Annotated in this window: 21 protein-coding genes and 2 tRNA genes; 17 read left to right on the forward strand and 6 right to left on the reverse strand. The window is 69.1% G+C overall.

The window, feature by feature from the left end; translation table 11 throughout:
• The first annotated feature begins 476 nt into the window (after positions 1-476).
• From ACSHSS_RS15760 to ACSHSS_RS15785, 6 genes are all read left to right on the forward strand, one after another.
• Positions 477-3,656 carry an Rne/Rng family ribonuclease gene (locus ACSHSS_RS15760; RefSeq protein ID WP_445545201.1) on the forward strand — a complete coding sequence of 1,060 codons (3,180 nt, stop codon included), beginning with the start codon at positions 477-479 and terminating at the stop codon, positions 3,654-3,656.
• A 133-nt stretch (positions 3,657-3,789) separates the two neighbouring features.
• Positions 3,790-4,902, forward strand: coding sequence for a GTP 3',8-cyclase MoaA (moaA, locus tag ACSHSS_RS15765; protein WP_006401284.1), 1,113 nt, complete (start codon positions 3,790-3,792; stop codon positions 4,900-4,902).
• A 20-nt stretch (positions 4,903-4,922) separates the two neighbouring features.
• Positions 4,923-5,543: a molybdenum cofactor guanylyltransferase MobA gene (gene mobA, locus ACSHSS_RS15770; protein ID WP_445545202.1), complete on the forward strand. Its 621-nt coding sequence runs from the start codon at positions 4,923-4,925 to the stop codon at positions 5,541-5,543.
• A gap of 111 nt (positions 5,544-5,654) precedes the next feature.
• Positions 5,655-6,947 (forward strand): molybdopterin molybdotransferase MoeA, encoded by a 1,293-nt coding sequence (gene moeA, locus ACSHSS_RS15775; RefSeq protein ID WP_445545203.1) that lies wholly within the window; start codon positions 5,655-5,657, stop codon positions 6,945-6,947.
• A 45-nt stretch (positions 6,948-6,992) separates the two neighbouring features.
• Complete coding sequence (locus tag ACSHSS_RS15780) at positions 6,993-7,268, forward strand: hypothetical protein (RefSeq protein ID WP_006401288.1); 276 nt, start codon at positions 6,993-6,995, stop codon at positions 7,266-7,268.
• Entirely contained in the window at positions 7,265-7,750 is a 486-nt protein-coding gene (locus ACSHSS_RS15785; RefSeq protein ID WP_105837643.1) for a GNAT family N-acetyltransferase, read from the forward strand. The genes ACSHSS_RS15780 and ACSHSS_RS15785 overlap by 4 nt, the downstream gene beginning before the upstream one ends.
• A gap of 121 nt (positions 7,751-7,871) precedes the next feature.
• On the opposite strand, the gene ACSHSS_RS15790 is transcribed toward ACSHSS_RS15785, so the two are convergent.
• The 5 genes from ACSHSS_RS15790 to pncB all read right to left on the reverse strand — a co-directional run bounded on the left by ACSHSS_RS15790 (position 7,872) and on the right by pncB (position 13,844).
• Complete coding sequence (locus ACSHSS_RS15790) at positions 7,872-9,350, reverse strand: DNA recombination protein RmuC (RefSeq protein WP_006415184.1); 1,479 nt, start codon at positions 9,348-9,350, stop codon at positions 7,872-7,874.
• The gene (locus tag ACSHSS_RS15795; RefSeq protein WP_039225458.1) at positions 9,347-10,336 is read right to left on the reverse strand and encodes a 2-hydroxyacid dehydrogenase; all 990 of its coding nucleotides are present in this window, start codon (positions 10,334-10,336) and stop codon (positions 9,347-9,349) included. Before ACSHSS_RS15795 ends, ACSHSS_RS15790 begins: the two co-directional genes overlap by 4 nt.
• Before the next feature lie 81 nt (positions 10,337-10,417).
• Positions 10,418-11,848 (reverse strand): sodium:proton antiporter, encoded by a 1,431-nt coding sequence (locus ACSHSS_RS15800; RefSeq protein WP_445545204.1) that lies wholly within the window; start codon positions 11,846-11,848, stop codon positions 10,418-10,420.
• A gap of 40 nt (positions 11,849-11,888) precedes the next feature.
• A complete protein-coding gene (locus ACSHSS_RS15805; protein WP_445545205.1) occupies positions 11,889-12,551 on the reverse strand; it encodes a LutC/YkgG family protein in 663 nt (220 codons plus the stop codon).
• Positions 12,552-12,644: 93 nt separating this feature from the next.
• Positions 12,645-13,844 (reverse strand): nicotinate phosphoribosyltransferase, encoded by a 1,200-nt coding sequence (gene pncB / locus ACSHSS_RS15810; RefSeq protein ID WP_012213807.1) that lies wholly within the window; start codon positions 13,842-13,844, stop codon positions 12,645-12,647.
• Between the two features lie 252 nt (positions 13,845-14,096).
• On the opposite strand from pncB, the gene fdxA reads away from it, so the two are divergent.
• From fdxA to ACSHSS_RS15850, 8 genes are all read left to right on the forward strand, one after another.
• Positions 14,097-14,420: a ferredoxin FdxA gene (fdxA, locus tag ACSHSS_RS15815; RefSeq protein ID WP_012213808.1), complete on the forward strand. Its 324-nt coding sequence runs from the start codon at positions 14,097-14,099 to the stop codon at positions 14,418-14,420.
• Between the two features lie 97 nt (positions 14,421-14,517).
• Positions 14,518-14,593 (forward strand) — tRNA-Asn (locus ACSHSS_RS15820).
• A 71-nt stretch (positions 14,594-14,664) separates the two neighbouring features.
• A tRNA-Asn gene (locus tag ACSHSS_RS15825) sits at positions 14,665-14,740 on the forward strand.
• A 108-nt stretch (positions 14,741-14,848) separates the two neighbouring features.
• On the forward strand, positions 14,849-15,331 hold the full coding sequence (locus tag ACSHSS_RS15830) for a CreA family protein (protein ID WP_105841181.1): 483 nt from the start codon (positions 14,849-14,851) through the stop codon (positions 15,329-15,331).
• A gap of 57 nt (positions 15,332-15,388) precedes the next feature.
• The gene (locus tag ACSHSS_RS15835; RefSeq protein ID WP_012213810.1) at positions 15,389-16,300 is read left to right on the forward strand and encodes an AraC family transcriptional regulator; all 912 of its coding nucleotides are present in this window, start codon (positions 15,389-15,391) and stop codon (positions 16,298-16,300) included.
• Between the two features lie 137 nt (positions 16,301-16,437).
• Positions 16,438-17,205: an AzlC family ABC transporter permease gene (locus ACSHSS_RS15840; protein WP_035949757.1), complete on the forward strand. Its 768-nt coding sequence runs from the start codon at positions 16,438-16,440 to the stop codon at positions 17,203-17,205.
• Positions 17,202-17,540 carry an AzlD domain-containing protein gene (locus ACSHSS_RS15845; protein ID WP_445545206.1) on the forward strand — a complete coding sequence of 113 codons (339 nt, stop codon included), beginning with the start codon at positions 17,202-17,204 and terminating at the stop codon, positions 17,538-17,540. Before ACSHSS_RS15840 ends, ACSHSS_RS15845 begins: the two co-directional genes overlap by 4 nt.
• A 180-nt stretch (positions 17,541-17,720) precedes the next feature.
• Positions 17,721-18,497 carry a DUF4088 family protein gene (locus ACSHSS_RS15850; RefSeq protein ID WP_012213812.1) on the forward strand — a complete coding sequence of 259 codons (777 nt, stop codon included), beginning with the start codon at positions 17,721-17,723 and terminating at the stop codon, positions 18,495-18,497.
• Positions 18,498-18,620: 123 nt separating this feature from the next.
• Here the strand turns inward: ACSHSS_RS15850 and ACSHSS_RS15855 are convergent, their stop codons facing one another.
• Positions 18,621-19,076 (reverse strand): hypothetical protein, encoded by a 456-nt coding sequence (locus ACSHSS_RS15855; RefSeq protein ID WP_445545207.1) that lies wholly within the window; start codon positions 19,074-19,076, stop codon positions 18,621-18,623.
• Positions 19,077-19,333: 257 nt separating this feature from the next.
• Between ACSHSS_RS15855 and ACSHSS_RS15860 the strand changes: the two genes are divergently transcribed.
• The 3 genes from ACSHSS_RS15860 to fumC all read left to right on the forward strand — a co-directional run bounded on the left by ACSHSS_RS15860 (position 19,334) and on the right by fumC (position 22,585).
• Positions 19,334-19,555, forward strand: a complete 222-nt coding sequence (locus ACSHSS_RS15860) for an RNA-binding S4 domain-containing protein (RefSeq protein ID WP_006406220.1) — start codon at positions 19,334-19,336, stop codon at positions 19,553-19,555.
• Positions 19,556-19,683: 128 nt separating this feature from the next.
• A complete protein-coding gene (gene norM, locus ACSHSS_RS15865) occupies positions 19,684-21,072 on the forward strand; it encodes a multidrug efflux MATE transporter NorM (RefSeq protein WP_059785000.1) in 1,389 nt (462 codons plus the stop codon).
• A 118-nt stretch (positions 21,073-21,190) separates the two neighbouring features.
• Positions 21,191-22,585 carry a class II fumarate hydratase gene (gene fumC, locus ACSHSS_RS15870; protein WP_006400679.1) on the forward strand — a complete coding sequence of 465 codons (1,395 nt, stop codon included), beginning with the start codon at positions 21,191-21,193 and terminating at the stop codon, positions 22,583-22,585.
• Positions 22,586-22,595: the final 10 nt, after the last annotated feature.

Below are 22,595 nucleotides of genomic sequence, written 5' to 3' on the forward strand. Positions count from 1 at the left end.
GCAGCGCGGCGGCGCGACATGTGTCCGCACGGGCTGCCGGTTGCGAAAATTACGGCGTTGCGCCCGATTTGGCCCCGCGAAGCGTGCGGGGCTTGGCGACGTCAAACCAAGGAAGTACACCCCAAGCGGGAAAGTCGGGCTGGATTCGATACTCCCCGCTGCGGCCCAAGCCGCAGCATCTGCCGCCCGTCGGCGCGCGCGACGCATTGCGCGCGCCCGTGGCAATGCCGGTCTCAGGCTTAGCGCGCTTTCGCAGCGTGCGGTGTGTGGACGCCGTGCTTTGAAGCCGTGTTCGCAGGTGCCCTATGGCCGCCGGCCCGTCGTTCGGGTCCAAGCGCCTCTTCAGGCAATTCTCCCCGCCATCGTTCCCGCTCCAGCGTGCTTGTGACAACACAACAAGGTGCGGCCTGCCGTCGTGTCCGCCCTCGCGCCTGACAACCGCGAGGCGCCGCCTGCAGAGCCGCCTGGAGTCGTTCATGAAACGCATGCTGTTCAATGCGACGCAGCAGGAGGAGCTGCGCGTCGCCATCGTCGATGGGCAAAAGCTCATCGACATCGACATCGAGACAGCCGGGCGCGAACAGCGCAAAGGCAATATCTACAAAGGTGTCGTCACGCGCATCGAGCCGTCGCTCGAAGCGTGCTTCGTCAACTACGGCGAAGACCGCCACGGCTTCCTGCCGTTCAAGGAAGTCGCCCGCCAGTACTTCAAGGACGGCGTCGACATGCGCTCCGCGCGCATCCAGGACGCGCTGCGCGAAGGCCAGGAACTGATCGTTCAGGTCGAGAAGGAAGAGCGCGGCAACAAGGGCGCCGCCCTCACCACGTTCATCTCGCTCGCCGGCCGCTACCTCGTGCTGATGCCGAACAACCCGCGCGGCGGCGGCGTGTCGCGCCGGATCGAAGGCGACGAGCGTCAGGAACTGCGCGAAACGATGGCGCAGCTGCAGATTCCGGACGGGATGAGCATGATCGCCCGCACCGCAGGGATCGGCCGCAGCGCCGAGGAACTGCAGTGGGACCTGAACTACCTGCTGCAGCTCTGGCGCGCGATCGAAGCCGCGTCGCAGAGCGGCAACCCCGGCCAGCCGATGCTGATCTATCTGGAATCGAGCCTCGTGATCCGCGCGATCCGGGACTATTTCCAGCCCGACATCGGCGAAATCCTGATCGACACGACCGAGATCTACGATCAGGCCCGCGCATTCATGGACATCGTGATGCCGGACAACGTGTCGAAGGTGAAGCGCTACCACGACGACGTGCCGCTGTTCTCGCGCTTCCAGATCGAGCACCAGATCGAAACGGCCTACTCGCGCACGGTGCCGCTGCCGTCGGGCGGCGCGATCGTGATCGACCACACCGAAGCGCTCGTCGCGATCGACGTGAACTCGGCGCGCGCGACCAAGGGCGCCGACATCGAGGAAACGGCGACCCGCACGAACCTCGAAGCGGCCGACGAAGTCGCCCGCCAGCTGCGCCTGCGCGACCTCGGCGGCCTGATCGTGATCGATTTCATCGACATGGAATCGGCGAAGAGCCAGCGCGAAGTCGAGCAACGCCTGAAGGACGCGCTGAAGCACGATCGCGCACGCGTCCAGATGGGCAAGATCTCGCGCTTCGGCCTGATGGAGCTGTCGCGCCAGCGTCTGCGTCCGGCGCTGTCGGAAGGCAGCCACGTGACCTGCCCGCGCTGCAACGGTACGGGCCACATCCGCGACACCGAATCGTCCGCGCTGCAAGTGCTGCGGATCATTCAGGAAGAAGCGATGAAGGAAAACACCGCGGCGATCCACTGCCAGGTGCCGGTCGAAGTGACCGCCTTCCTGCTCAACGAAAAGCGTCAGGAAATCAACAAGATCGAGTCGCGCTTCAAGGTCGGCATCGTGCTGATCCCGAACAAGCACCTCGACACGCCGCACTACAAGCTCGAACGCCTGCGTCACGATGACGCACGCCTCGACGATCCGCGCGCCTCGTGGAAGATGGCCGAGGAAGCGGCGCGCGAACTGGAGTCGGAAACCGGCTACAGCAAGCGCGCGGCCGACGTGAAGCCGAAGCAGGAAGCCGCGGTCAAGGGCATCACGCCCGAGCGTCCGGCACCGAGCCCGGCCCCGCAGCGTCCGGTCGAGCCGGCAGCGGCACCGGCCCCCGCGCCGGTCGCGCAGCCGAGCGGCGGCTTCATCGGCTGGCTGAAGGGCCTGTTCGGCATGTCGCCCGCTCCGGCGCCCGCGCCGGTCGCACCGGCACCGGCGAAGGAACAGGCGGCCCGTCCGGCCCGCGAACGCGCCGAGAAGACCGAGCAGCGCGGCGAACGCGGCGGCGATCGCAACCGCAATCGTCGCGGCGGCAACGGCCAGCAGGCGCAAGGCGGTCGCGACCAGGCGGCCGCAGGCCGCGGCCAGCCGCAACGTCAGGAACGCGAAGGCAAGGAAGCGCGCGAGCCGCGTGAAGGTCGGGAGGGTCGCGAGGGTCGTGAAGGTCGCGAGAACCGCGAAGCTCGCGAAGGCCGTGAGGGTCGCGAAGGCCGCGCACCGCGCGAAGCACGCGAACCGCGCGAGAACCGCGAGCCGCGCGAAGCCCGTGAACCACGCGAGCCGCGCGAGCGCGCCGAGCAGCCGGAGGCCGTCGAGGCCGCCCGCGGCGAGCGCCAGGAACGCGGCGAGCGTCGCGAGCGCGGCGAACGCCGCAAGCCGCAGCATGCGGCGACGCTCGAAACCGTGAACCGCGGCGAAAGCCATCCGGAACAGGACGCCGACAAGGCGGCCGCCGCCGCCCTGCCGGGCGCGGACGTCGCAGCGGATGCCGAGGCCGGCGCGCGTGACGGCGAAGAGCGCCGTCGCCGCCGCCGCGGCCGTCGCGGCGGTCGTCGCGAGCGTGACGAGGAAGGCGCAGTGGTCGATCAGGCCGAAGCGGGCCTCGACGGCGAAGCCGCCGCGCAACCGGCGGCGCACGAAGCGCCGGCGGCCGCCGAGCCGGCCCACGCGAACGCGCCGGCCACCGTCGCGGCAGCCGCTGCGGCCGGTGTGATCGTCGCCGAAACGGTCGTCGAACAGCGTGCCGAATCGGTCGCGGTCGAGACGCCGTCGGCGCCGGCCCATGCCGACAGTGACTCCGTCGCCGTCGCGGAACCGGTCGTCGCCGCCGCACCGGCTGCGGCACCGGCCCCGGTCGTCGCACCGGCCGCCGACGTCGAAGCAGGCCCCGTTGCGCTCGCCGTTTCGCCGACCGACGCGTTCGAAGTGCCGGCCGACGTGGAAGCGCCGGTTGCCGTCGACGCGCAGCCGGCCGACACGGCAGTCGTTGCCGAGGCAGCGCCGGCCGTGACCGCTCCGGCAGCACCGGCCGCTCCGGCTGTCGCACCGGCGCCGGTCGAAGCCGCACCGGTCGAACCAGTCGCGGCTCCGGCTCCTGCACCGGCTGCCGCTTCGGCACCTGCCGTCGCCCAGCCGTCCGCCGCGCCCGCTTCCGCGAGCCTGGAAGCCGTGCTGCAGCAGGCGGGCCTCGTGTGGGTGAATACCGACGCGGAGAAGCTGCGTGCGGCGCAGGAAGCCGCATCGCGTCTGCCGCGCCCGGTGCGCACGCCGCGCGAGCGCAAGCCGCTGCCGCCGGTCGACACGACGCCGATGCAGCAGGTCGAGACGGCGCACCGCTAAGCGGCGCATCGTCCGTCCCGGAAAAGCCCGCCCGCCGGCGGGCTTTTTCACATCCGCGCTACGGGTTTCCGCTCACGCGGCTGGGCGCGCGGCTTACGGCTAAAATACAGGCTTGGTTCGCCTATCTTTCAACATGTCCCGACGCATCATTCCTCTCGCCGACGTCAGCGGCGTGCCGGACGTTTCCGGCGTGCCGCACGCGCCGGACGGCACGCTCGCCGACACGTTCGGCCGGCCGCTGCGCGACCTGCGCATCTCGGTGACGGATCGCTGCAACTTCCGCTGCGTGTACTGCATGCCGCGCGAGGTCTTCGGCAAGGACTATCCGTTCCTGCCGCACAGCGCGCTGCTCACGCACGAGGAGATCGAGCGCGTCGCGCGGATCTTCGTCGCGCACGGTGTCGAAAAGATTCGCATCACCGGCGGCGAGCCGCTGCTGCGCAAGAACCTCGAGTTCCTGATCGAGCGGCTCGCACGCCTGACCACGCGCGACGGCCGCCCGCTCGACCTCACGCTGACGACCAACGGTTCGCTGCTCGCGCGCAAGGCGCGCGCGCTGAAGGACGCCGGCCTCACGCGCGTGACGGTCAGCCTCGACGCGCTCGACGACGCGCTGTTCAAACGGATGAACGACGCGGACTTCGCGAGCGCCGACGTGCTCGACGGCATCTTCGCCGCGCAGGCCGCGGGGCTCGCGCCCGTGAAGGTCAACATGGTCGTGAAGCGCGGCACGAACGACACCGAGATCCTGCCGATGGCCGAGCGCTTTCGCGGCACCGGCGTGATCCTGCGCTTCATCGAATACATGGACGTCGGCACGTCGAACGGCTGGAACATGACCGAGGTGCTGCCGTCGGCCGACGTCGTCGCGCGGATCGCCGAGCGCTTCCCGCTCGTCCCGCTCGAGCCGCATACGGCGGCCGAGACCGCGCAGCGCTGGGGCTATGCGGACGGCAGCGGTGAGATCGGCGTGATCTCGAGCGTCACGCAGGCGTTCTGCGGCGACTGCACGCGCGCGCGGCTGTCGACCGAAGGCAAGCTCTATCTGTGCCTGTTCGCGTCGAGCGGCCACGATCTGCGCGCGCTCGTGCGCGGCGGCGCGACCGACGCCGAGATCGCGACCGCGATCGCGCGCATCTGGCATGCACGCACCGACCGCTACTCCCAGCTGCGCGGCAGTGCCGCCGCGGCGGACGCGGCCGACGGCGCGCGCAAGCGCGTCGAGATGTCGTACATCGGCGGCTGAACGGGCCGTCGCTGCGCACGATGTCCGCTTCCTCCGCCCGCCCCCCGATCGCCGGCCTGCTGCTCGCCGGCGGCCGCGCGACCCGCATGGACGGCGTCGACAAGGGGCTGCAACAGCTCGACGATACGCCGCTCGCGGTGCACGTGCTGCGCCGGCTCGCCCCGCAGGTCGACGAGGTGCTGATCAGCGCGAATCGCCATCTCGATCGCTACGCGACGCTCGGCGCGCCGTTCGGTGCGCGCGTCGTGCCCGACGACACGGCCGACTTCCCCGGCCCGCTCGCCGGGCTGCTGGCCGGCATGCGCGCCGCGCGCGCACTGCTCGTCGCGTGCGCGCCGTGCGATTCCCCGTATCTGCCCGCCGATCTCGTCGCAGCGCTGCATGCGGCGCTCGAGGCGCAGCATGCGGACATCGCGATGGCGGTCAGCGTCGACGCCCAAGGCGCACGCTCGCCGCAGCCGACGTTCGCACTGCTGCGCACGTCGCTGGCCGACGATCTCGCCGCGCGGCTCGCGGCCGGCGATCGCAAGGTGCGTGCGTGGTACGCGCGCCACAAGACGACCGAAGTCGAGTTTCGTGACGAGCGTGCGTTTTACAATGCCAACTCCTGGCAGGAACTCGCCGCGCTAGCCCGCCGCTGACGGCGCCGGCGCCGCCGTTCCCGCGCGCCGCCCCGCCGCTCGCGACCGCGCCACGCACACTGCTCGCGCCTCCGGCCACGAACCCTGTACGCCTTGCGGCGCAGTCCGACGATGATCACGCAACCCTCGCCCGCCTCCCGAGCCGCACCCGATTCCGACCTGCCGCTGTCGCTCGCCGATGCGCAGGCGCTCGCCTGCCGTTTCGCGACGCCGGTCGCCGCCATCGAATCCGTGCCGTTGCGCGACGCGCTCCATCGCGTGCTCGCCGCCGACGTGCGCGCACCGTTCGACATTCCCGCGTACGACAACTCGGCGATGGACGGCTATGCGTTCGACGGCGGCGCGTGCGCGTCGGCGCACGGCGACGTCGCGATGCGCGTCGTCGGCGCCGCATTCGCGGGCCATCCGTTCGACGGTGTCGTGCCGGCCGGCGCATGCGTACGCATCATGACGGGCGCGCCGATGCCGGCCGGATGCGACACCGTGATTCCGCAGGAACGCGTGCATGTCGACGACGACGGAATCCGCTTCGCCGCACGGGAAATCGCGCGCGGCGCGAATTGCCGCAAGGCCGGCGAGGATCTCGCACGCGGCGCATGCGCGCTCGCGGCGGGCCGCGTCCTGCGCGCCGCCGACATCGGCCTGCTCGCGTCGTTCGGCATCGCGCACGTGACGGTGCGACGCCGCGTGCGCGTCGCGGTGTTTTCGACCGGCGACGAATTGCGCGAGCCGGGCGCCGCGCTCGAACGCGGCGCGCTCTACGACAGCAATCGCGCGATGCTGATCGCGATGCTCGAACAGCTGCACGTCGACGTGCTCGATCTCGGCATCGTCCGCGACGATCCGGCCGCGCTCGAAGCCGCATTGCGCGACGCGGTCGCGCGCGATGCCGACGCGGTGATCACGTCGGGCGGCGTGTCGGTCGGCGAAGCGGATTTCACGCGCGACGTGATGGCGCGGCTCGGTGAAGTCACGTTCGCGAGCCTCGCGCTGCGCCCGGGCCGGCCGCTCGCCGTCGGCACGCTCGCGCGCGGCGACGGCGCACCGGGCCACGCGCTGTTCTTCGGGCTGCCCGGCAATCCCGTCGCGTCCGCGGTGACCTTCGACGCGATCGTGCGCGCGGCGCTGCTGACGCTCGCGGGGGCCTGCGCGCCGCCGCCGGCGATGTACACCGCGTACACCACGCACGCGCTGAAAAAGCGCGCGGGCCGCACCGAATATCTGCGCGGCATCGCGACGCGCGCAGCCGACGGGCGCTGGCACGTCGCACCGGCCGGCTCGCAGAGCTCCGCATCGCTGAGCGGCCTCGCGGCCGCCAACTGTTTTATCGTCCTGGGCCACGATGCCGCGGCAGTCGACGCGGGCGCCCCGGTCGACATCCTGCCGTTCGGCAGCCTGATCTGAATCTGAATCCAACTATCGGTATCTCTCTACGGGGGCATTCTGCACATGAAGAAACAAATCTCGTCGATCGCCGCGGGGCAGACCGCAAAAGCGCTGATCCTCGTCTATCTGACGTTCAGCGTGCCGATCGTGCTGCTCGGCATCCTCGTCGCCTACGTGCGCTACGGGATGGTCGAGCTGAGCACGATCCTGAGCGCGCTGCTGCTGAACGCCATCCTCGGCTTCGTGCTGCTGTGGATCGCGTGCCACGCGTACAACTGGGTCGCATCGCGCTTCGGCGGCATCGAGATCGTGCTGTCCGACCCGCCGGAGGAAGCGTGAGCGACACGCCGCTGATCCGCGCGGCCGATGCGCGCGACGTCGGCGCGATCCTCGCGCTGATGCGTGAACTCGCCGAATTCGAAAAGCTCGCGCACCTGTTCGTCGCGACCGAGGCCGATCTGGCGGATGCCCTGTTCGGCGCCCATCCGGCCGCCGAAGCGCTCGTCGCCGAGCGCGACGGCGCGATCGTCGCGTATGCGCTGTTCTTCCACAACTATTCGACGTTCCTCGGCCGTCGCGGCCTCTATCTCGAGGATCTCTACGTGCAGCCGTCGCAGCGCGGCACCGGGCTCGGCACCGCGATGCTCAGGCAGCTCGCGGCGCTGGCGGTCGAGCGCCGCTGCGGCCGCTTCGAATGGTCGGTGCTCGACTGGAACCAGCGCGCGATCGACTTCTACGAGAAGATGGGCGCGACCGTGCTGCCCGACTGGCGGATCGTGCGCGTGACGGGCAATGCGCTCGATGCGCTCGCCGCACGCTAGGCGGCGGCGCTCGCCCGTTCGATTCGGGCTCCGAAAGTAAAACGCCCGAGCCGATGCAAATCGGCTCGGGCGTGTTTCATGGGCAGGCGCCGCACCGGCAGCGGCGTGCGCCGATACGCGCTCAGGTCTCGTCGGCGTCGGCGCCGTCCGTCGCTTCCGCGCCGAGCAGTCCGGCGGCCGCATCGCCGGGCAGCGCCTCGACCTGCTTGAGCTTGCGGTTCATCACGCGCGTGCGTTGCTCGGCCGCCTCGATCGAGCGCGTAACCGTCTCGAGCTGCGACTTCGTGCGCGCAAGCACGTCGCCGAACTTGCCGAACTCCGTCTTCACGGCGCCGAGCACCTGCCACACTTCGCTCGAGCGCTGCTCGATCGCGAGCGTACGGAACCCCATCTGCAGGCTGTTGAGCAGCGCGGTCAGCGTGGTCGGGCCTGCCACCGTCACGCGGTAGTCGCGCTGCAGCAGATCGGTCAGGCCCGGACGACGCAGAATCTCCGCGTACAGCCCTTCGGTCGGCAGGAACAGCAGCGCGAAATCGGTCGTGTACGGCGGCGCGACGTACTTCTCCGCAATCGTGCGCGCCTCGAGCCGCACGCGGGCCTCGAGCGCGCGCGCCGCGTCTTCGACCGCAACCGCATCCGCACGCTCCTGCGCATCGATCAGCCGCTCGTAATCCTCGCGCGGGAATTTCGCGTCGATCGGCAGCCAGACGGGCGGCGCATCGCGCCCGCCCGCTTCGCGGCCCGGCAGCCGAATCGCGAACTCGACGCGCTCCGTGCTCTTCGGCACCGTCGCGACGTTCTTCGCATACTGATCGGGCGTCAGCATCTGTTCGAGCAGCGCCTCGAGCTGCACTTCGCCCCAGGTGCCGCGCGTCTTCACGTTGGTCAGCACCTTCTTCAGATCGCCGACACCGGCCGCGAGCGTCTGCATCTCGCCGAGGCCGCGATGCACCTGCTCGAGCCGGTCGGACACGAGCTTGAACGATTCGCCGAGCCGCTGCTCGAGCGTCGCGTGCAGCTTCTCGTCGACGACGCGGCGCATCTCGTCGAGCTTCGCCGCGTTGTTGGTTTCGATGTCCTTGAGCCGCTGCTCGAGCGTCGCACGTACTTCGCCGATCCGTCGATCGTTCGCTTCGGTCAGCTGCGTCAGTTGCCGATGCAACGTGTCGCCGAACAGCCGAAGCGCCGCCGTCTGCTCTTCGCGCGCCTGTTGCGCGTGACGCAGCATGCTGTCGCGCATCGCGTCGAACTGCTGCGCGTTGCCCGCGACCAGCGTCGCGAGCTGCTGCGCGAATCCTTCGATCTGGTTGTTCTGCACGGTCGCGACGCTCGTCAGCTGCGCCGCGAGCGTCTGCTGAAACTGCGCGAAACTGCCGCCCAGTTCGGTGCGCGCACCGCGCGCGCTCTCGACGATCTCGCCGCGCAGCTCGCGTTCGAGCCGCTCCAGTGCGCGCGCCTGCGCGTGCGCCGCATCCTCGATCTGGTCGCCGAGCACGGCCGCGTCGTCGTGGCGGCCGCCGCCGCGCACGAGCGCGACGACGGCCACCGCCAGCGCGACGGCCAGCACGACGAGCGCGGCCACCAGCAACGTGATCGTCATGCGCGCGGCTTCCCGATCACGTCCGGGTTGATCGGATTCGGCGGCTGCCCCGCGCGCGGCCCTTCGCCGAGCGCGGCGATCAGGTTGTCGGCCGCGAGGTTCGCCATCGCGCGGCGCGTCTTTTCCGTTGCGCTCGCGATATGCGGCGTCAGCACGACGTTCGGCACTTCGAGCAGCGCCGGATGCACGTTCGGCTCGCCTTCGTAGACGTCGAGGCCGGCCGCCGCGATCGTGCCGTTGCGCAGCGCGGCCGCGAGCGCCGCATCGTCGACGATCCCGCCGCGCGCGATGTTGGTCAGCGTCGCAGTCGGCTTCATCTTCGCGAGTTCGGCCGCGCCGATCGTGTGGTGGTTTTCCTTCGTATACGGCAGCACGAGCACGACGTGATCGGCGCGCGCGAGCAGCGCGTCCTTCGACACGTATTCGGCGCCGAGCTCCGCCTCGATCTCGGGCGCGACGCGCGACCGGTTGTGGTAGATCACCTGCATCCCGAAGCCGCGCGCGCGACGCGCGAGCGCCTGGCCGATGCGGCCCATGCCGATCACGCCAAGCGTCGATCCGTAGATGTCGCTGCCGAGAAAGCCGTCGTACGCCCACTTCTGCCAGTGGCCGGCACGCAGCCAGTGCTCGGATTCGGCGATCCGCCGCGCGGCGGCCATCATCAGCGCCCAGCCGAAATCGGCCGTCGACTCGTTCAGCACGTCGGGCGTGTTCGTCGCGAGCACGTTCGCCGCGTTGAACGCGGCCATGTCGAAGTTGTTGTAGCCGACCGCCATGTTCGACACGACGCGCAAGCGCGGCGCCGCCGCCAGCGTCGATGCGCCGATCGGATCGCCAGCCGTCAGCGCGCCGTCCTTGTCGGCGAGCCGCGCAGCGAGCGCGTCCGGCGCGAGCGCATCGCCGTTGTTCCAGTCGACGTCGAAATACTGCTTGAGCCGTTCGATCACGTCCGGAAAGATCGGACGCGCGACGAGGATCTTCTGCATCGCCATCTCCGCATGCGGCGGACGGCGCGCGGCGCGCCATGCGCCGCCCGAGCCGCCCGCGTGAGGTTGAAAATCGTCAGCTTACGCCGTGAAGAAGATCCACGACGTCAGCAGGAACACCGGCGCCAGTATCGCGACGGCCCAGCCGAGATACGCGAAAAAGCTCGGCATCTTCACGCCGCGCGACTCCGCGATCGCCTTCACCATGAAATTCGGCGCATTGCCGATGTAGCTGTTCGCGCCCATGAACACCGCTCCGGCGGAAATCGCCGCAAGCGTCGTCGCGCCGGTCGTCATCAGCGTCTGCGCGTCGCCGCCCGCCAGGTTGAAGAACACGAGATAGGTCGGCGCGTTGTCGAGGAACGACGACAGCAGGCCGGTCGCCCAGAAATACATCGCGTCGATCGGCTTGCCGTCCGGCGCGGTGACGAGATGGACGATCGGCGCGAACGCACCGTCGGCACCCGCGCGCAGGATCACGATGACCGGCGCGATCGTCACGAAGATGCCCGCGAACAGTTTCGCGACCTCCTCGATCGGCTCCCAGTTGAACGCGTTGCCCTCGCGCGCGGAACGCGGCGTCAGTGCGAGCGACGCGAGCGTCACGCCGATCAGCGCGACGTCGCGCACGAGGTTCTGCAGCGCGACGTGCGTGCCCCATACGTCGAACGTGATCCCCCGTTTCCAGATCCCGCTCATCAGCACGAGGCCGACGACGACCGCGAGCAGCACGAAGTTGATCTTGCCGTCGATCGAGAGCGCGCCGCCGTCGGGCGTCGGATCGAGCGCGGCCGGCCGCTCCTCGCCGCCTTTCCGGTAGAAGTACGTATCGAGCGCGAAGAACAGCGCGAGCAGCACGGCGCAGATGAACAGCATCGGCAGCGCCAGATGCACGGTCGTCCAGAAGAAGCCGACGCCGTTCAGGAAGCCGAGGAACAGCGGCGGATCGCCGAGCGGCGACAGCGAGCCGCCCGCATTCGCGACGAGGAAGATGAAGAAGATCACGACGTGCACGACATGCTTGCGGTTGTCGTTGGCGCGCAGCAGCGGCCGGATCAGCAGCATCGCGGCGCCGGTCGTGCCCATCACGCTCGCGAGCAGCGTGCCCAGCGCGAGGATCGCGGTATTGAGCTTCGGCGTGCCGTGCAGGTTGCCGTTCACGCAGATGCCGCCGGCGACCGTGTAAAGCGCGGTCAGCAGCACGATGAACGGCACGTATTCCTCGAGCAGCGCATGCACGAGCGTGCCGAACGCGGTGCCCGCGCCGAACGCGAACGCGAACGGCACGAGAAACACAAGCGCCCACGCGGCGGCAATCTTGCCGAAATGGTGATGCCAGAACGCCGGTGCGACGAGCGGGAACAACGCGATGGACAGCAGGATCCCGGCGAACGGGATGCCCCAGAGGGCGGACAGCGTGGCGCCGTCGAGTGTAGCGGCCGAAGCGAGCGCGGGCGCTGCGCCGAGCGCAGCCCCCGACGCCATGCCCGCCCACGCGGCATGTCGTTTCATGCGGAGTCTTCCTTGTGGTTGTTGGGTGCCGACGAACGCGTCACGCGCCGCGTACGACGATCGCATGGACGCGATACGGGCCGTGCGCACCGAGCACGATGGTTTGTTCGATGTCGCCGGTGCGCGACGGGCCCGACACGAAATTGACCGCGCGCGGCAATTCGCCGCGCTCGGCGCGAATCAGCGCGAAGGCGTCTTCATGGCCGGCGACGATCCGCGATGCAGGGACGATCGCGATATGCGTTTCTGGCAGCAACCCGGCCGAGGCGTAGGTGTCGGGGCCGGACAGCAGCACGAGCGAGCCCGTTTCGGCCGTCGCGCAAAAGCAGCCGGTCAACCCGACGAGATCGCCGTCGACCGGCTTGCGGCATTCGACCGACAGTCCGGCCGACGCCCAGTCGAGATCGGCCAGCGTGCGCCAGGCGATGGCGCGCATCGGCAGTTGCTGCGCGGACAGATAACGCGCGACGGCCGCCGGCACGTCGGCGAGCGAGCCGACTTCGTCGACGGTCGTCGCCATCGCGGCCGCTTCCTGCATGAAGGCCGCGACGAGATCGTCGGGCACGGGCGGACGCGGCCCTTGCGGATGACGCGCGAGGTAGTCGGCGACGCCCTCTTGTTCCGCCGCATCCGGCTCGGCCGCGCGGCCCTGCGCCGCACGGATGCGCGCGAGGATGTGGCGACGGGCAGCGGAAGTGTCCATGAAGCGTCCTCGTGACGTTGGCGTTCGTTCGATACCCGCCGGATTATACCGGCCGCCTCTTCGCGCACGCACCTTCGGCCGTGCGGCCGGCGCTCACGCCGCCGCGTCGTCGTCGGCCGGCTGCGCGATGCCGAACACCTGGCGCAGGTAGGCCAGATAGGCCTTGTCGTCGCACATGCTCTTGCCCGGCGAATCGGACAGCTTCGCGACCGGCTGCCCGTTGCAGCGGACCATCTTGATCACGATCTGCAGCGGTACGTAGCCGAGATCGTTGGTCAGGTTCGTGCCGACGCCGAACGCGAGCTTGCAGCGGCCGCGGAAGCGCTCGTACAGCTGCATCACCTTCGGGATGTCGAGCGCGTCCGAGAACACGAGCACCTTCGTGCGCGGGTCGCAGCGGTTCGCGTCGTAATGACGGATCATGCGCTCGCCCCACTCGAACGGGTCGCCCGAATCGTGACGCGCACCGTCGAACAGCTTGCAGAAGTACATGTCGAAGTCGTTCAGGAACGCGTCCATGCCGTAGACGTCCGACAGCGCGATCCCGAGGTCGCCGCGATATTCCTTCGCCCACATCTCGAAGCCGTAGGTCTGCGAATCGCGCAGCCGCGGGCCGAGCGCCTGGCACGCCTGCAGGTATTCGTGCGCCATCGTGCCGAGCGGCGTGAGCCCGTGCTTCATCGCGTAGTAGACGTTGCTCGTGCCCGCGAACTGCGCGCCGAGCCCGTCGCGCAGCGTGAGCGCGACCTCCTCGTGCCAGACCTTCGAGAAGCGCCGGCGCGTGCCGTAGTCGGCGATCTTGCAGTCCGCGAATTCGGGCTTCGCGCCGAGCAGCTTGATCTTCTCGCGCAGCCGCTCGCGGCCCTCGCGATAGTCCGGCTCGCGCTGCGTGTTGCGGAAATAGACTTCGTTGACGATCGCGAGCACCGGAATCTCGAACAGGATCGTGTGCAGCCACGGCCCCTTGATCTCGATGTCGATCTCGCCGTTGCCCTTCGGCGAGGGCGTGATCGAAATGTATTTCTCGTTCAGATGGAACAGCGCAAGGAAGTCGACGAAATCGCTCTTGATGAAGCGCATCCGCCGCAGATAGTCGAGTTCGACGTCCGTGAAGCGCAGCGCGCACAGCCCGCGCACCTCGTCGCGAATCTCGTCGATGTACGGCACGAGGTCGACGCCGGGCGTGCGGCACTTGAAGCGGTATTCGACGCTTGCGGCCGGGAAGTGATGCAGGACGACCTGCATCATCGTGAATTTGTAGAGATCCGTGTCGAGCAGCGAAGTGATGATCATGATGACGGCACCGCCAGTATCGTGACCCGTGCCGGCGCACCGCGCGCCGCCCGGTCTGCCGGCCATGTTACCCGAATGCGTGCCGGACCATCGCGAAACCGCCGGCGCGCGCCGCACCCCATAAACTAATCACGAAACGGTATAAGCGGGAAAGCCGGGCACGCGATGCGGGTTTTGCGCATCAGTTACAATGCCGCTTTTGGCGTCAACGCCACCCCATATATACCGACACCGCCAAGCAGGAGCGTTTTAATGACTCACGTTGTGACCGAAGGCTGCATCAAGTGCAAATACACGGATTGCGTGGATGTGTGCCCGGTGGATTGCTTCCGTGAAGGTCCCAACTTTCTCGCCATCGATCCGGACGAGTGCATCGACTGCGCCGTGTGCGTCGCCGAGTGCCCGACCAATGCGATCTATGCCGAAGAAGACGTTCCGGGCGACCAGCAACAGTTCACCGCGCTGAACGCGGAACTGGCGAAGGTCTGGCCGTCGATCACGAAGACGAAGCCGGCGCCGGCCGACGCGGACGAGTGGAAGGACGTGCAGGACAAGCTGCACCTGCTCGAGCGCTGATCGAACGACGGCTGCAAAAAAATTTTCGTACGCAGCCGCTCGAAAGTGTTGACAGCCTAGCTAACACTCCATACAATCTCGTTTCTCTGCTGTTTGTTCCCCGATAGCTCAGTCGGTAGAGCGCCGGACTGTTAATCCGTAGGTCCCTGGTTCGAGCCCAGGTCGGGGAGCCAAAAACGCCAAAGGCCCGTTGTAGCAAGCGCGGGTGTTTCGATGGCGACGCAAACGCAGACAACCGATTTATTCCCCGATAGCTCAGTCGGTAGAGCGCCGGACTGTTAATCCGTAGGTCCCTGGTTCGAGCCCAGGTCGGGGAGCCAGACAGCGAAAGGCCCGTCATTCGACGGGCCTTTTGTTTTTCCGGCCCCGCCATCGCATCCGCAGCGCATGCTAGAGTTTCTGTCCCGCATTCGCCTCCGGTTCAGTCGATGAAGCCCCGTCTCCTTTCCGCCGTGTCCGCTACCCTGCTCGCCTGCTGCTGCGCCGCGCCGTTCGCGCATGCGGAGGAAGTCGGCAGCGTGAACACCCATTTCCGCGTGACGGGCTCCGACCGCGTGGTCGTCGAAGCGTACGACGATCCGGGCGTGGCCGGCGTCACGTGCTACGTGTCGCGTGCACGCACGGGCGGCATCAAGGGCTCGCTCGGCATCGCCGAGGATCCCAGCGAAGCGTCGATCGCCTGCCGGCAGGTCGGCCCGATCAGCTTCAAGGAACCGCTGAAGCAGCAGACCGACGTGTTCAGCGAGCGCATGTCGTTCATCTTCAAGACGCTGCATGTCGTGCGCGTCGTCGACAAGAAGCGCAACACGCTCGTGTATCTGACCTATAGCGATCGCATCGTCAGCGGCAGCCCGAAGAACGCGGTCACCGCGGTGCCGGTGCCGCCGGGCACGACGATTCCGCTCAAGTAAGCGCATCGCGCGCGCTCGATCCGCCGCCGAATCGAGCGCTGCGCGCCGAGCACGACCATGGCCGATCGCCGCCTTCGAGACTCCGCCCGCTACTGGCGCACGCCGCTGCTGCCGGACGCCGATCTCGTCACCGCAACCTATCGCGACCATGCGTTCGCGCCGCACTGGCACGACGCCTACACGATCCCCGTCATCCTCGAAGGCGCCGAGCGCTTCACCTATCGCGGCAGCGGCTACGTCGCGGAAGCGGGCACCGTCCCCGTCATCAATCCCGGCGAAGTGCATACGGGCTCGCGCGGCGCGGACGAAGGCTGGCGCTATCGCGTGAGCTATGTGCCGGTCGATTTCATCCGCTCGCTCGCCGATGCGATCGTCGGCCGTCCGCAGAACGCGCCGTGGTTCCCGCCCGACGTGATCCGCGATGCCGATCTCGCCGCGCGCCTCGCGTGCGCGCACCGGATGATGGAAGCCGGCAGCACGGCAGCCGCGCGTGCGCGCGACGCGTGGGCCGGCTACAGCGAGGACACCGACGTACGGCCGCCCCACGCCGCACGCGCCTACGATCCGCTCGCCGCGGAAACGGCGATGCTCGACGCGCTGTCGACGCTGATCGTGCGGCACGCGGACACGCGGCCGCGCCCCGCCCCGCTCGCCGCCGACGAACCGCGCGTCGACGTGATGCGCGAGCGGCTCGCGGCCGATCTGACGGCCACCGTCACGCTCGACGAGGTCGCGCAGGCGGCCGGGCTGTCGCCGTTTCACGCGGCGCGCCTGTTCACGCGCGCGACCGGGATGCCGCCGCATGCGTGGCGCAACCAGCTGCGGCTGCAGCGCGCGCTCGCGCCGCTGCGCGCCGGCGTACCGGTCGCCGACGTCGCGGCCGCCAGCGGTTTCGTCGACCAGAGCCACTTCACGCGGCATTTCAAGCGGATGTTCGGCGTGCCGCCGGGACGCTGGCAGGCGCGGTAAACGCGCGGCCGGCCGCCTCGCCTCTTCATGGTCGCACTCGCTCGACGACTGCGGGCACGGCCGTTGCGCCCGCACGCGAGCGCGCCGGCGCAAGAACGTACAAGCCGGCCGCGCGCACGACCGCTATCCTCGCCGACATGGAGACACCACCCGCATCCCCGACACCGCGCCCGGCCGCACGCCGGCCGCTCAACGAATGGCTCGACGGCGCGCGCGACACGATCCCGATGATGATCGGCGCCGCGCCGTTCGGCGTGATCTTCGGCACGCTCGTCAGCGGCGGCCCGCTCGCCGCCTGGCACGGCGCGCTGATGTCGCTCGCCGTCTTCGCCGGCTCCGCGCAGTTCATCGCGCTCGGCCTGATCGCCGGCAGCGCGAGCTTCGTCGTCGTGCTCGCGACGACGTTCATCGTGAACCTGCGCCATCTGCTCTATAGCGCGACGCTCGCGCCGTACGTCGCGCATCTGCCGCTGCGCTGGCGCGCGACGCTCGGCGCGCTGATGACCGACGAAGTGTTCGCCGTCGCGTACGCGCACTACCGGCATTTCCCGCCCGGCGCGATCGGCCCCCACTACTTCTTCGGCTCCGGGCTCGCGATGTACCTGAACTGGCAGGTATGGACGCTCGCCGGCATCGGCTTCGGCGCCGCGTTCCCGGGCCTGCAGTCGCTCGGCCTCGACTTCGCGATGGCGGCGACCTTCATCGCGATCGTCGTCCCGCAGCTCGGCACGCTGCGCTATCTCGCGGCGGCCGCAACGGCCGGCACGCTCGCGTATTTCTGGCAAGGATGGCCGTACAAGCTCGGACTGCTCGGCGCGGTCGCGGTCGGCGTCGCGATCGGCGTGCTGCTGACGCTGCGGCACGAGCGCACGCGGGCCGGCTCGCGCTCGGAGGCCGCATCGTGAGCTACGCGCTGCTGATCCTCGGGATGGCCGTCATTACCTACGCGATCCGCACGACGCTGTTCCTGTTCGGCGAGCGGCTGACCTTCCCGCCGCTCGTGCGCACGGCGCTCGGCTTCGTCCCCGTCACCGTGCTGACCGCGATCATCGTGCCGATGACGGTGTCGCCGCACGGCCGTGCGGCCGAGCTGACGTGGCGCAACCCGCAGCTCGTCGGCGCGCTGGCCGCGGTGCTCGTGTCGGCGACCACGCGCCGCCCGCTCGTGACGATCGCGGTCGGCCTGGCCGTGTTCTTCGTCTGGCAAGGCATCGTGCTGCCGCACTGGGCGGGCGCCTAGCGGCCGCGCCGGCGCGCGCGATCGCGCGTTCGACGCGACGCGCTCAAGTTTTCGCCGTACGTGTCGATATAGCGGGTGAAGACCCGCCATCGGCCTCCGCACGAACCGGCCCGTCGACGCAGCGCCGGCAGCGGCAGCCGCGTCGGCCGCCGCGCGCGTGGGCCGCCATCGAGACGATTCATGGGCCAGATCACCCTTTCCCTGAAGGACGACACCGTCGCGTCGCTGCGCAAGGACTACGATGCGTTCCTGCGCGTATCGCTGAAACTCGACCCGCATTTCGCGACGCCGTCGTTCGAGGATTTCCTGCGCGCGAAGCTGCTCGACAACATGACGCCGCTGACCGAGCACGCGGTGCAGCGCATGCTCGAAGGCGGCCAGTACGCCTGGGCGAAGCGCACGCTCGACAAGGAATTTCCGGACGTCGTCGCGATCCTGATGCGGCAGGCCGGCGAATACGGTTTCGGATTCGCATCGCGCGCCGAGTGGACGCCGGACGAGCTCGCGAAGGCCTGCCGCGACTGGGCGAAGGCGATCGTCGCGGAAGCGCAGGCCGACGCGTCGATGGTCGACCCGCTCGCCGCGCAGATCAAAGGCGCGGTGCACGACATCCGCACGCTCGAGGAGATGATGCAGACGCCCGCCTGGCGGCTCGCGGAATCGCTGCGGCAGCGGATCTACGAAGCGAAGCTCGCGTGCGAGATGAGCGTCGGCAGCGCCGCGCGCGACAAGCTCGGCGAACTGCGCGGGCTGTTGCGGCTCGGCCTCTCGCACGGTTCGTTCCAGAAGCAGGAAGCACAGCAGATCATGGAATACCTGCGGCTGCTGAAACCGGAAATCTTCGTCGACGAGCCGTACGACATCTTCGCGCGGCTCGCCGCGTGGCTGCGCAGCGTGTTCACGCCGGCCGCCGCGCGGCCCGCGCAGGGGCCGGAGCACGGCCAGCGCCGGCCCTGAGTTCGCGCCTCGCCAACGAAACGGGCGGCCCGGTCCGCATCGACGCGAACCGGGCCGCCCGGTGAGCGCCGTCACGGCGCGCCGTCAGGGACGAGCGCCGCGCGGCGAGCCGCGATCGCCGGCTTACTGCGAGCCGGCGCCCGCCGACGCACCGCCCTGAACGCCGGCGCCTTCGGTTGCCGCATCGCCGACCTTCGAGTTCGTCGAGCCCGCGCGATGCTTGGCCGACTTCGCGGTGTGCTTCATGTGCTTCTTCGTCGAATGAACGGCCGACCCGGTCGTGTCGTTCGCGCCGTTCGCCGCTGCGCCGACCGAATCCGTCGCACCGCCGACCGCGTTACCCGACCCGCTCATGCCGGCGCCGCCCTGCGTACCTGCCGCAGCGCCGGTGCCTGTGCCGGTACCTGCGCCCGTCCCTACGCCGGCACCTGCAGCCGCCCCCATTCCGGCGCCCGGCGCCTGCGTCTGCGCGCCAGCGCCGGCCGTGCCCTGCGCAGCCGTACCCGTCTGGGCAAAGGCAGCCGAAGTGGCGAACGCCGTCAGCGCGGCACCGATCAGCATCGTACGAATCTTGGACATGACAATCCTCCTCAAGAGTTGTGGGCGCGAACCGCGTCGGTGCGATCCGTCGCGTCGCCCGCTGCGAAAACATGCAGCAGGTAACGCGAGAGACACGCGGCCGATGCGGCCGGTTCTGCAATCTCTCAGACTGTTACCCACGGTTTCATTTGCTGACGAATCGCTCACACTCGCTCACATCCGGCCCGCTCGCGCGCCGGCGCGCGGTGCCGTATGATGCGGGGCGATTCCTCCCGCGCATCGCGCGCACTCTCGTCATGCCCAATCTGGATTTCACGCTGACCGGCGACTACGTCGAGCTGCACAACCTTCTGAAGATCACCGGCCTCGCCGACAGCGGCGGCACCGCGAAGATGATCGTCGCGTCCGGCGCGGTGAAAGTCGACGGCGCGGTCGAGCTGCGCAAGACCTGCAAGATTCGCGCAGGCCAGGTCGTGCTGTTCGGCGATACGCGCATCGCCGTGCACGGCGGCGCGTAGCGTTCCCCCTGTCTGCGACATGGCCATCGCCGCGCACGTTCGACACCGTGCGAATAAAGCCGTAAGCTAGCCGTCTCTCAAAATAAATACAGGCAGCGCGGGCCCGCACTCGCGCGAGCGCCCTCTCCATGTCGCATTCCGGTCTTACGCGGACGGCCGCCGCGCCGCCGTCCCTGTCCCGTCACGCCGCCGATACCGCGCGCCTCGCCGCACCGCTCGCGATCGCTCAGCTCTCGCAGATGGCGATGAGCGTCACCGACACGGTGCTGCTCGGCTCGCTCGGCCCCGATTCGCTCGCGGCCGGCGGCCTCGGCGCGAACTTCTTCTTCGTGATCGTCACCGTACTGCAGGGTGTGCTGTCGTCGGTCAGCGTCAGCGTCGCGCATGCGCGCGGCGCGCAGGCCGACGACCGCGTGCCGCACATCTACTGGACCGGCTTCGTGCTCTCGGTGCTGCTCGCGATTCCGGCGATCGTCGCGCTGTCGCTCGCCGAACCGATCCTGCTGATGTTCCACGAACCGCCGGCGCTCGCGCACCACGTCGGCCAGTACACGGGCATCCTGCGCTTCGCGGCACTCGGCAGCCTGATCGGCGTCGGCCTCATGCGCGCGTTCCTGCCCGCGATCGGCGCGGCACGCCGCTTGCTGTGGGTATCGATCGGCGGCGTCGGCGTGAACGGCGTGCTGAACTACGGACTGATTCACGGCGCATTCGGGCTGCCGCGGCTCGGCTTTCTCGGTTCGGCCGTCGCGACGACGATCACGATCTGGCTGACCGCGCTCGCGCTGATCTGGCTGCTGCACGGGCGCCAGCGCTTTCGCCATTTCGTGACGGCCGCGCGCCCGAAGCTGCCGGTGATGGGCGAGCTGATCGGGATCGGCTGGCCCGTCGCGATCACCTACGGGGTCGAATCGACGCTGTTCCTCGCGACGGGGCTGACGGTCGGCGTGCTCGGCGCGACGTCGCTCGCCGCGCACCAGATCGCGCTGAACGTCGCATCGGTGTCGTTCATGGTGCCGCTCGCGATCGGCCAGGCGGCGAACGTGCGCGTCGGCTACTGGGTCGGCGCCGGCGAGCCGGTCGCCGCACGCCATGCGGGCTTCGTCGCGCTCGGGCTCGGCGTCGCCTTCATGTCGCTGTCCGGCCTCGTGATGATCGTCGCGCCGCACACGATCGTCGGGCTGTACCTGCATCTCGACGATCCGGCGAACGCCGGCACGGTCGCGCTCGCCGCGTCGCTGCTCGGCATCGCCGCGGTGTTCCAGATCGTCGACGGGATGCAGACCGTCGCGTCGGGCGCGTTGCGCGGGCTCAAGGACACGCGCATCCCGATGCTCGCGGCAACCTTCGGCTACTGGGGAATCGGCTTTCCGACCGGCTACTGGCTCGCGTTCCATGCCGGACTCGGCGCGCGCGGCCTGTGGTGGGGGCTCGCGGCCGGCCTCGCGAGCGTCGCCGCGCTGATGGCGTGGCGCTTCCATCTGAAGAGCGCGTCGCTGGCGAGCGCCGCGCGCTGAGCGCGACACGACGCGAAATCGCGGCCGGCGCTATGCTTGTCGCCTGAACACCCACACGCCTCACGATACGCCCTCGCCGCGCGCCGCGCGGCCTTCCCCTTTTCTCGAGGAGTGCATCATGAACGAAGCAGTCCGGATGGAACGCGACACGTTCGGCGAGATCGCCGTCCCGGCCGACCGGCTCTGGGGCGCGCAAACCGAGCGCTCGCTGCAGAATTTCCGGATCTCGACGGAAAAGCAGTCGCCCGAGCTGATTCATGCGCTGGCGATCGTCAAGCGCGCGGCGGCGGCCGTGAACCAGTCGCTCGGCGTGCTCGCCGACGACAAGGCGCAGGCGATCATCGCCGCGGCCGACGAGATCATCGCCGGCAAGCATGCGCGCGAATTCCCGCTCGCGGTCTGGCAGACGGGCTCCGGCACGCAGACCAACATGAACCTGAACGAGGTGATCGCGAACCGCGCGAGCGAGCTGATGGGCGGCGAGCGCGGCGAAGCGCGCAAGGTTCATCCGAACGACGACGTCAACCGCGGCCAGTCGTCGAACGACGTGTTCCCGACCGCGATGCACGTCGCGGCCGCGTACGCGATCGTCAACCATCTGCTGCCCGCGCTGCGCACGCTGCGCGCGACGCTCGACGCAAAGTCGAAGGCGTTCGCCGACATCGTGAAGATCGGCCGCACGCACCTGCAGGACGCGACGCCGCTCACGCTCGGCCAGGAATTCTCGGGCTACGTCGCGCAGCTCGACCAGGGCATCCGGCATGTCGAATCGGCGCTGCCGCATCTGTACGAGCTCGCGCTCGGCGGCACCGCGGTCGGCACCGGGCTGAACGCGCATCCCGAATTCGCGGCGCGCGTGGCCGGCGAGATCGGTCGCCTCACGAAGCTGCCGTTCGTCACCGCGCCGAACAAGTTCGAGGTGATGGCGGCCGCCGACGCGCTGGTGTTCGCGCACGGCGCGCTGAAGACCGTCGCGGCGGGCCTGATGAAGATCGCGAACGACGTGCGCTGGCTCGCGAGCGGCCCGCGCTGCGGGCTCGGCGAACTGTCGATTCCCGAAAACGAGCCCGGCAGCTCGATCATGCCGGGCAAGGTCAATCCGACGCAGTCGGAAGCCGTGACGATGCTGTGCTGCCAGGTGTTCGGCAACGACGTCGCGGTGAACGTCGGCGGCGCAAGCGGCAATTTCGAGCTGAACGTGTTCCGGCCGATGATCGCGCACAACGTGCTGCAATCGGTGCGGCTGCTCGCGGACGGCGCGCAGAGCTTCAACGATCACTGCGCGGTGGGCATCGAGCCGAACCGCGCGCGCATCGATCTGCTGCTGAATGAATCGCTGATGCTCGTGACCGCGCTCAATCCGCACATCGGCTACGACAAGGCCGCGCAGATCGCGAAAAAGGCGCACAAGGAAGGGACGACGCTGAAGGCCGCCGCGCTGGCGCTCGGCTATCTGACCGAGGCGGAATTCGACGAGTGGGTCAGGCCGGAGCAGATGGTCGGCACACGCTGAGCGTCGGCCC

This window comes from Burkholderia sp. BC1 (assembly GCF_052683555.1).

Bases quoted from the DNA above. Each gene is read 5' to 3' on its own strand.
- ACSHSS_RS15850 (WP_012213812.1), top strand. From the start codon at position 17,721: ATGGGCCAGATCACCCTTTCCCTGAAGGACGACACCGTCGCGTCGCTG.
- ACSHSS_RS15780 (WP_006401288.1), top strand. From the start codon at position 6,993: ATGAAGAAACAAATCTCGTCGATCGCCGCGGGGCAGACCGCAAAAGCG.
- ACSHSS_RS15830 (WP_105841181.1), top strand. From the start codon at position 14,849: ATGAAGCCCCGTCTCCTTTCCGCCGTGTCCGCTACCCTGCTCGCCTGC.
- ACSHSS_RS15805 (WP_445545205.1), bottom strand. From the start codon at position 12,551: ATGGACACTTCCGCTGCCCGTCGCCACATCCTCGCGCGCATCCGTGCG.
- moeA (WP_445545203.1), top strand. From the start codon at position 5,655: ATGATCACGCAACCCTCGCCCGCCTCCCGAGCCGCACCCGATTCCGAC.
- ACSHSS_RS15790 (WP_006415184.1), bottom strand. From the start codon at position 9,350: ATGACGATCACGTTGCTGGTGGCCGCGCTCGTCGTGCTGGCCGTCGCG.
- ACSHSS_RS15855 (WP_445545207.1), bottom strand. From the start codon at position 19,076: ATGTCCAAGATTCGTACGATGCTGATCGGTGCCGCGCTGACGGCGTTC.
- mobA (WP_445545202.1), top strand. From the start codon at position 4,923: ATGTCCGCTTCCTCCGCCCGCCCCCCGATCGCCGGCCTGCTGCTCGCC.
- fumC (WP_006400679.1), top strand. From the start codon at position 21,191: ATGAACGAAGCAGTCCGGATGGAACGCGACACGTTCGGCGAGATCGCC.
- ACSHSS_RS15835 (WP_012213810.1), top strand. From the start codon at position 15,389: ATGGCCGATCGCCGCCTTCGAGACTCCGCCCGCTACTGGCGCACGCCG.
- ACSHSS_RS15840 (WP_035949757.1), top strand. From the start codon at position 16,438: ATGGAGACACCACCCGCATCCCCGACACCGCGCCCGGCCGCACGCCGG.
- pncB (WP_012213807.1), bottom strand. From the start codon at position 13,844: ATGATCATCACTTCGCTGCTCGACACGGATCTCTACAAATTCACGATG.
- fdxA (WP_012213808.1), top strand. From the start codon at position 14,097: ATGACTCACGTTGTGACCGAAGGCTGCATCAAGTGCAAATACACGGAT.
- ACSHSS_RS15760 (WP_445545201.1), top strand. From the start codon at position 477: ATGAAACGCATGCTGTTCAATGCGACGCAGCAGGAGGAGCTGCGCGTC.
- ACSHSS_RS15800 (WP_445545204.1), bottom strand. From the start codon at position 11,848: ATGAAACGACATGCCGCGTGGGCGGGCATGGCGTCGGGGGCTGCGCTC.
- ACSHSS_RS15860 (WP_006406220.1), top strand. From the start codon at position 19,334: ATGCCCAATCTGGATTTCACGCTGACCGGCGACTACGTCGAGCTGCAC.
- ACSHSS_RS15795 (WP_039225458.1), bottom strand. From the start codon at position 10,336: ATGCAGAAGATCCTCGTCGCGCGTCCGATCTTTCCGGACGTGATCGAA.
- moaA (WP_006401284.1), top strand. From the start codon at position 3,790: ATGTCCCGACGCATCATTCCTCTCGCCGACGTCAGCGGCGTGCCGGAC.
- norM (WP_059785000.1), top strand. From the start codon at position 19,684: ATGTCGCATTCCGGTCTTACGCGGACGGCCGCCGCGCCGCCGTCCCTG.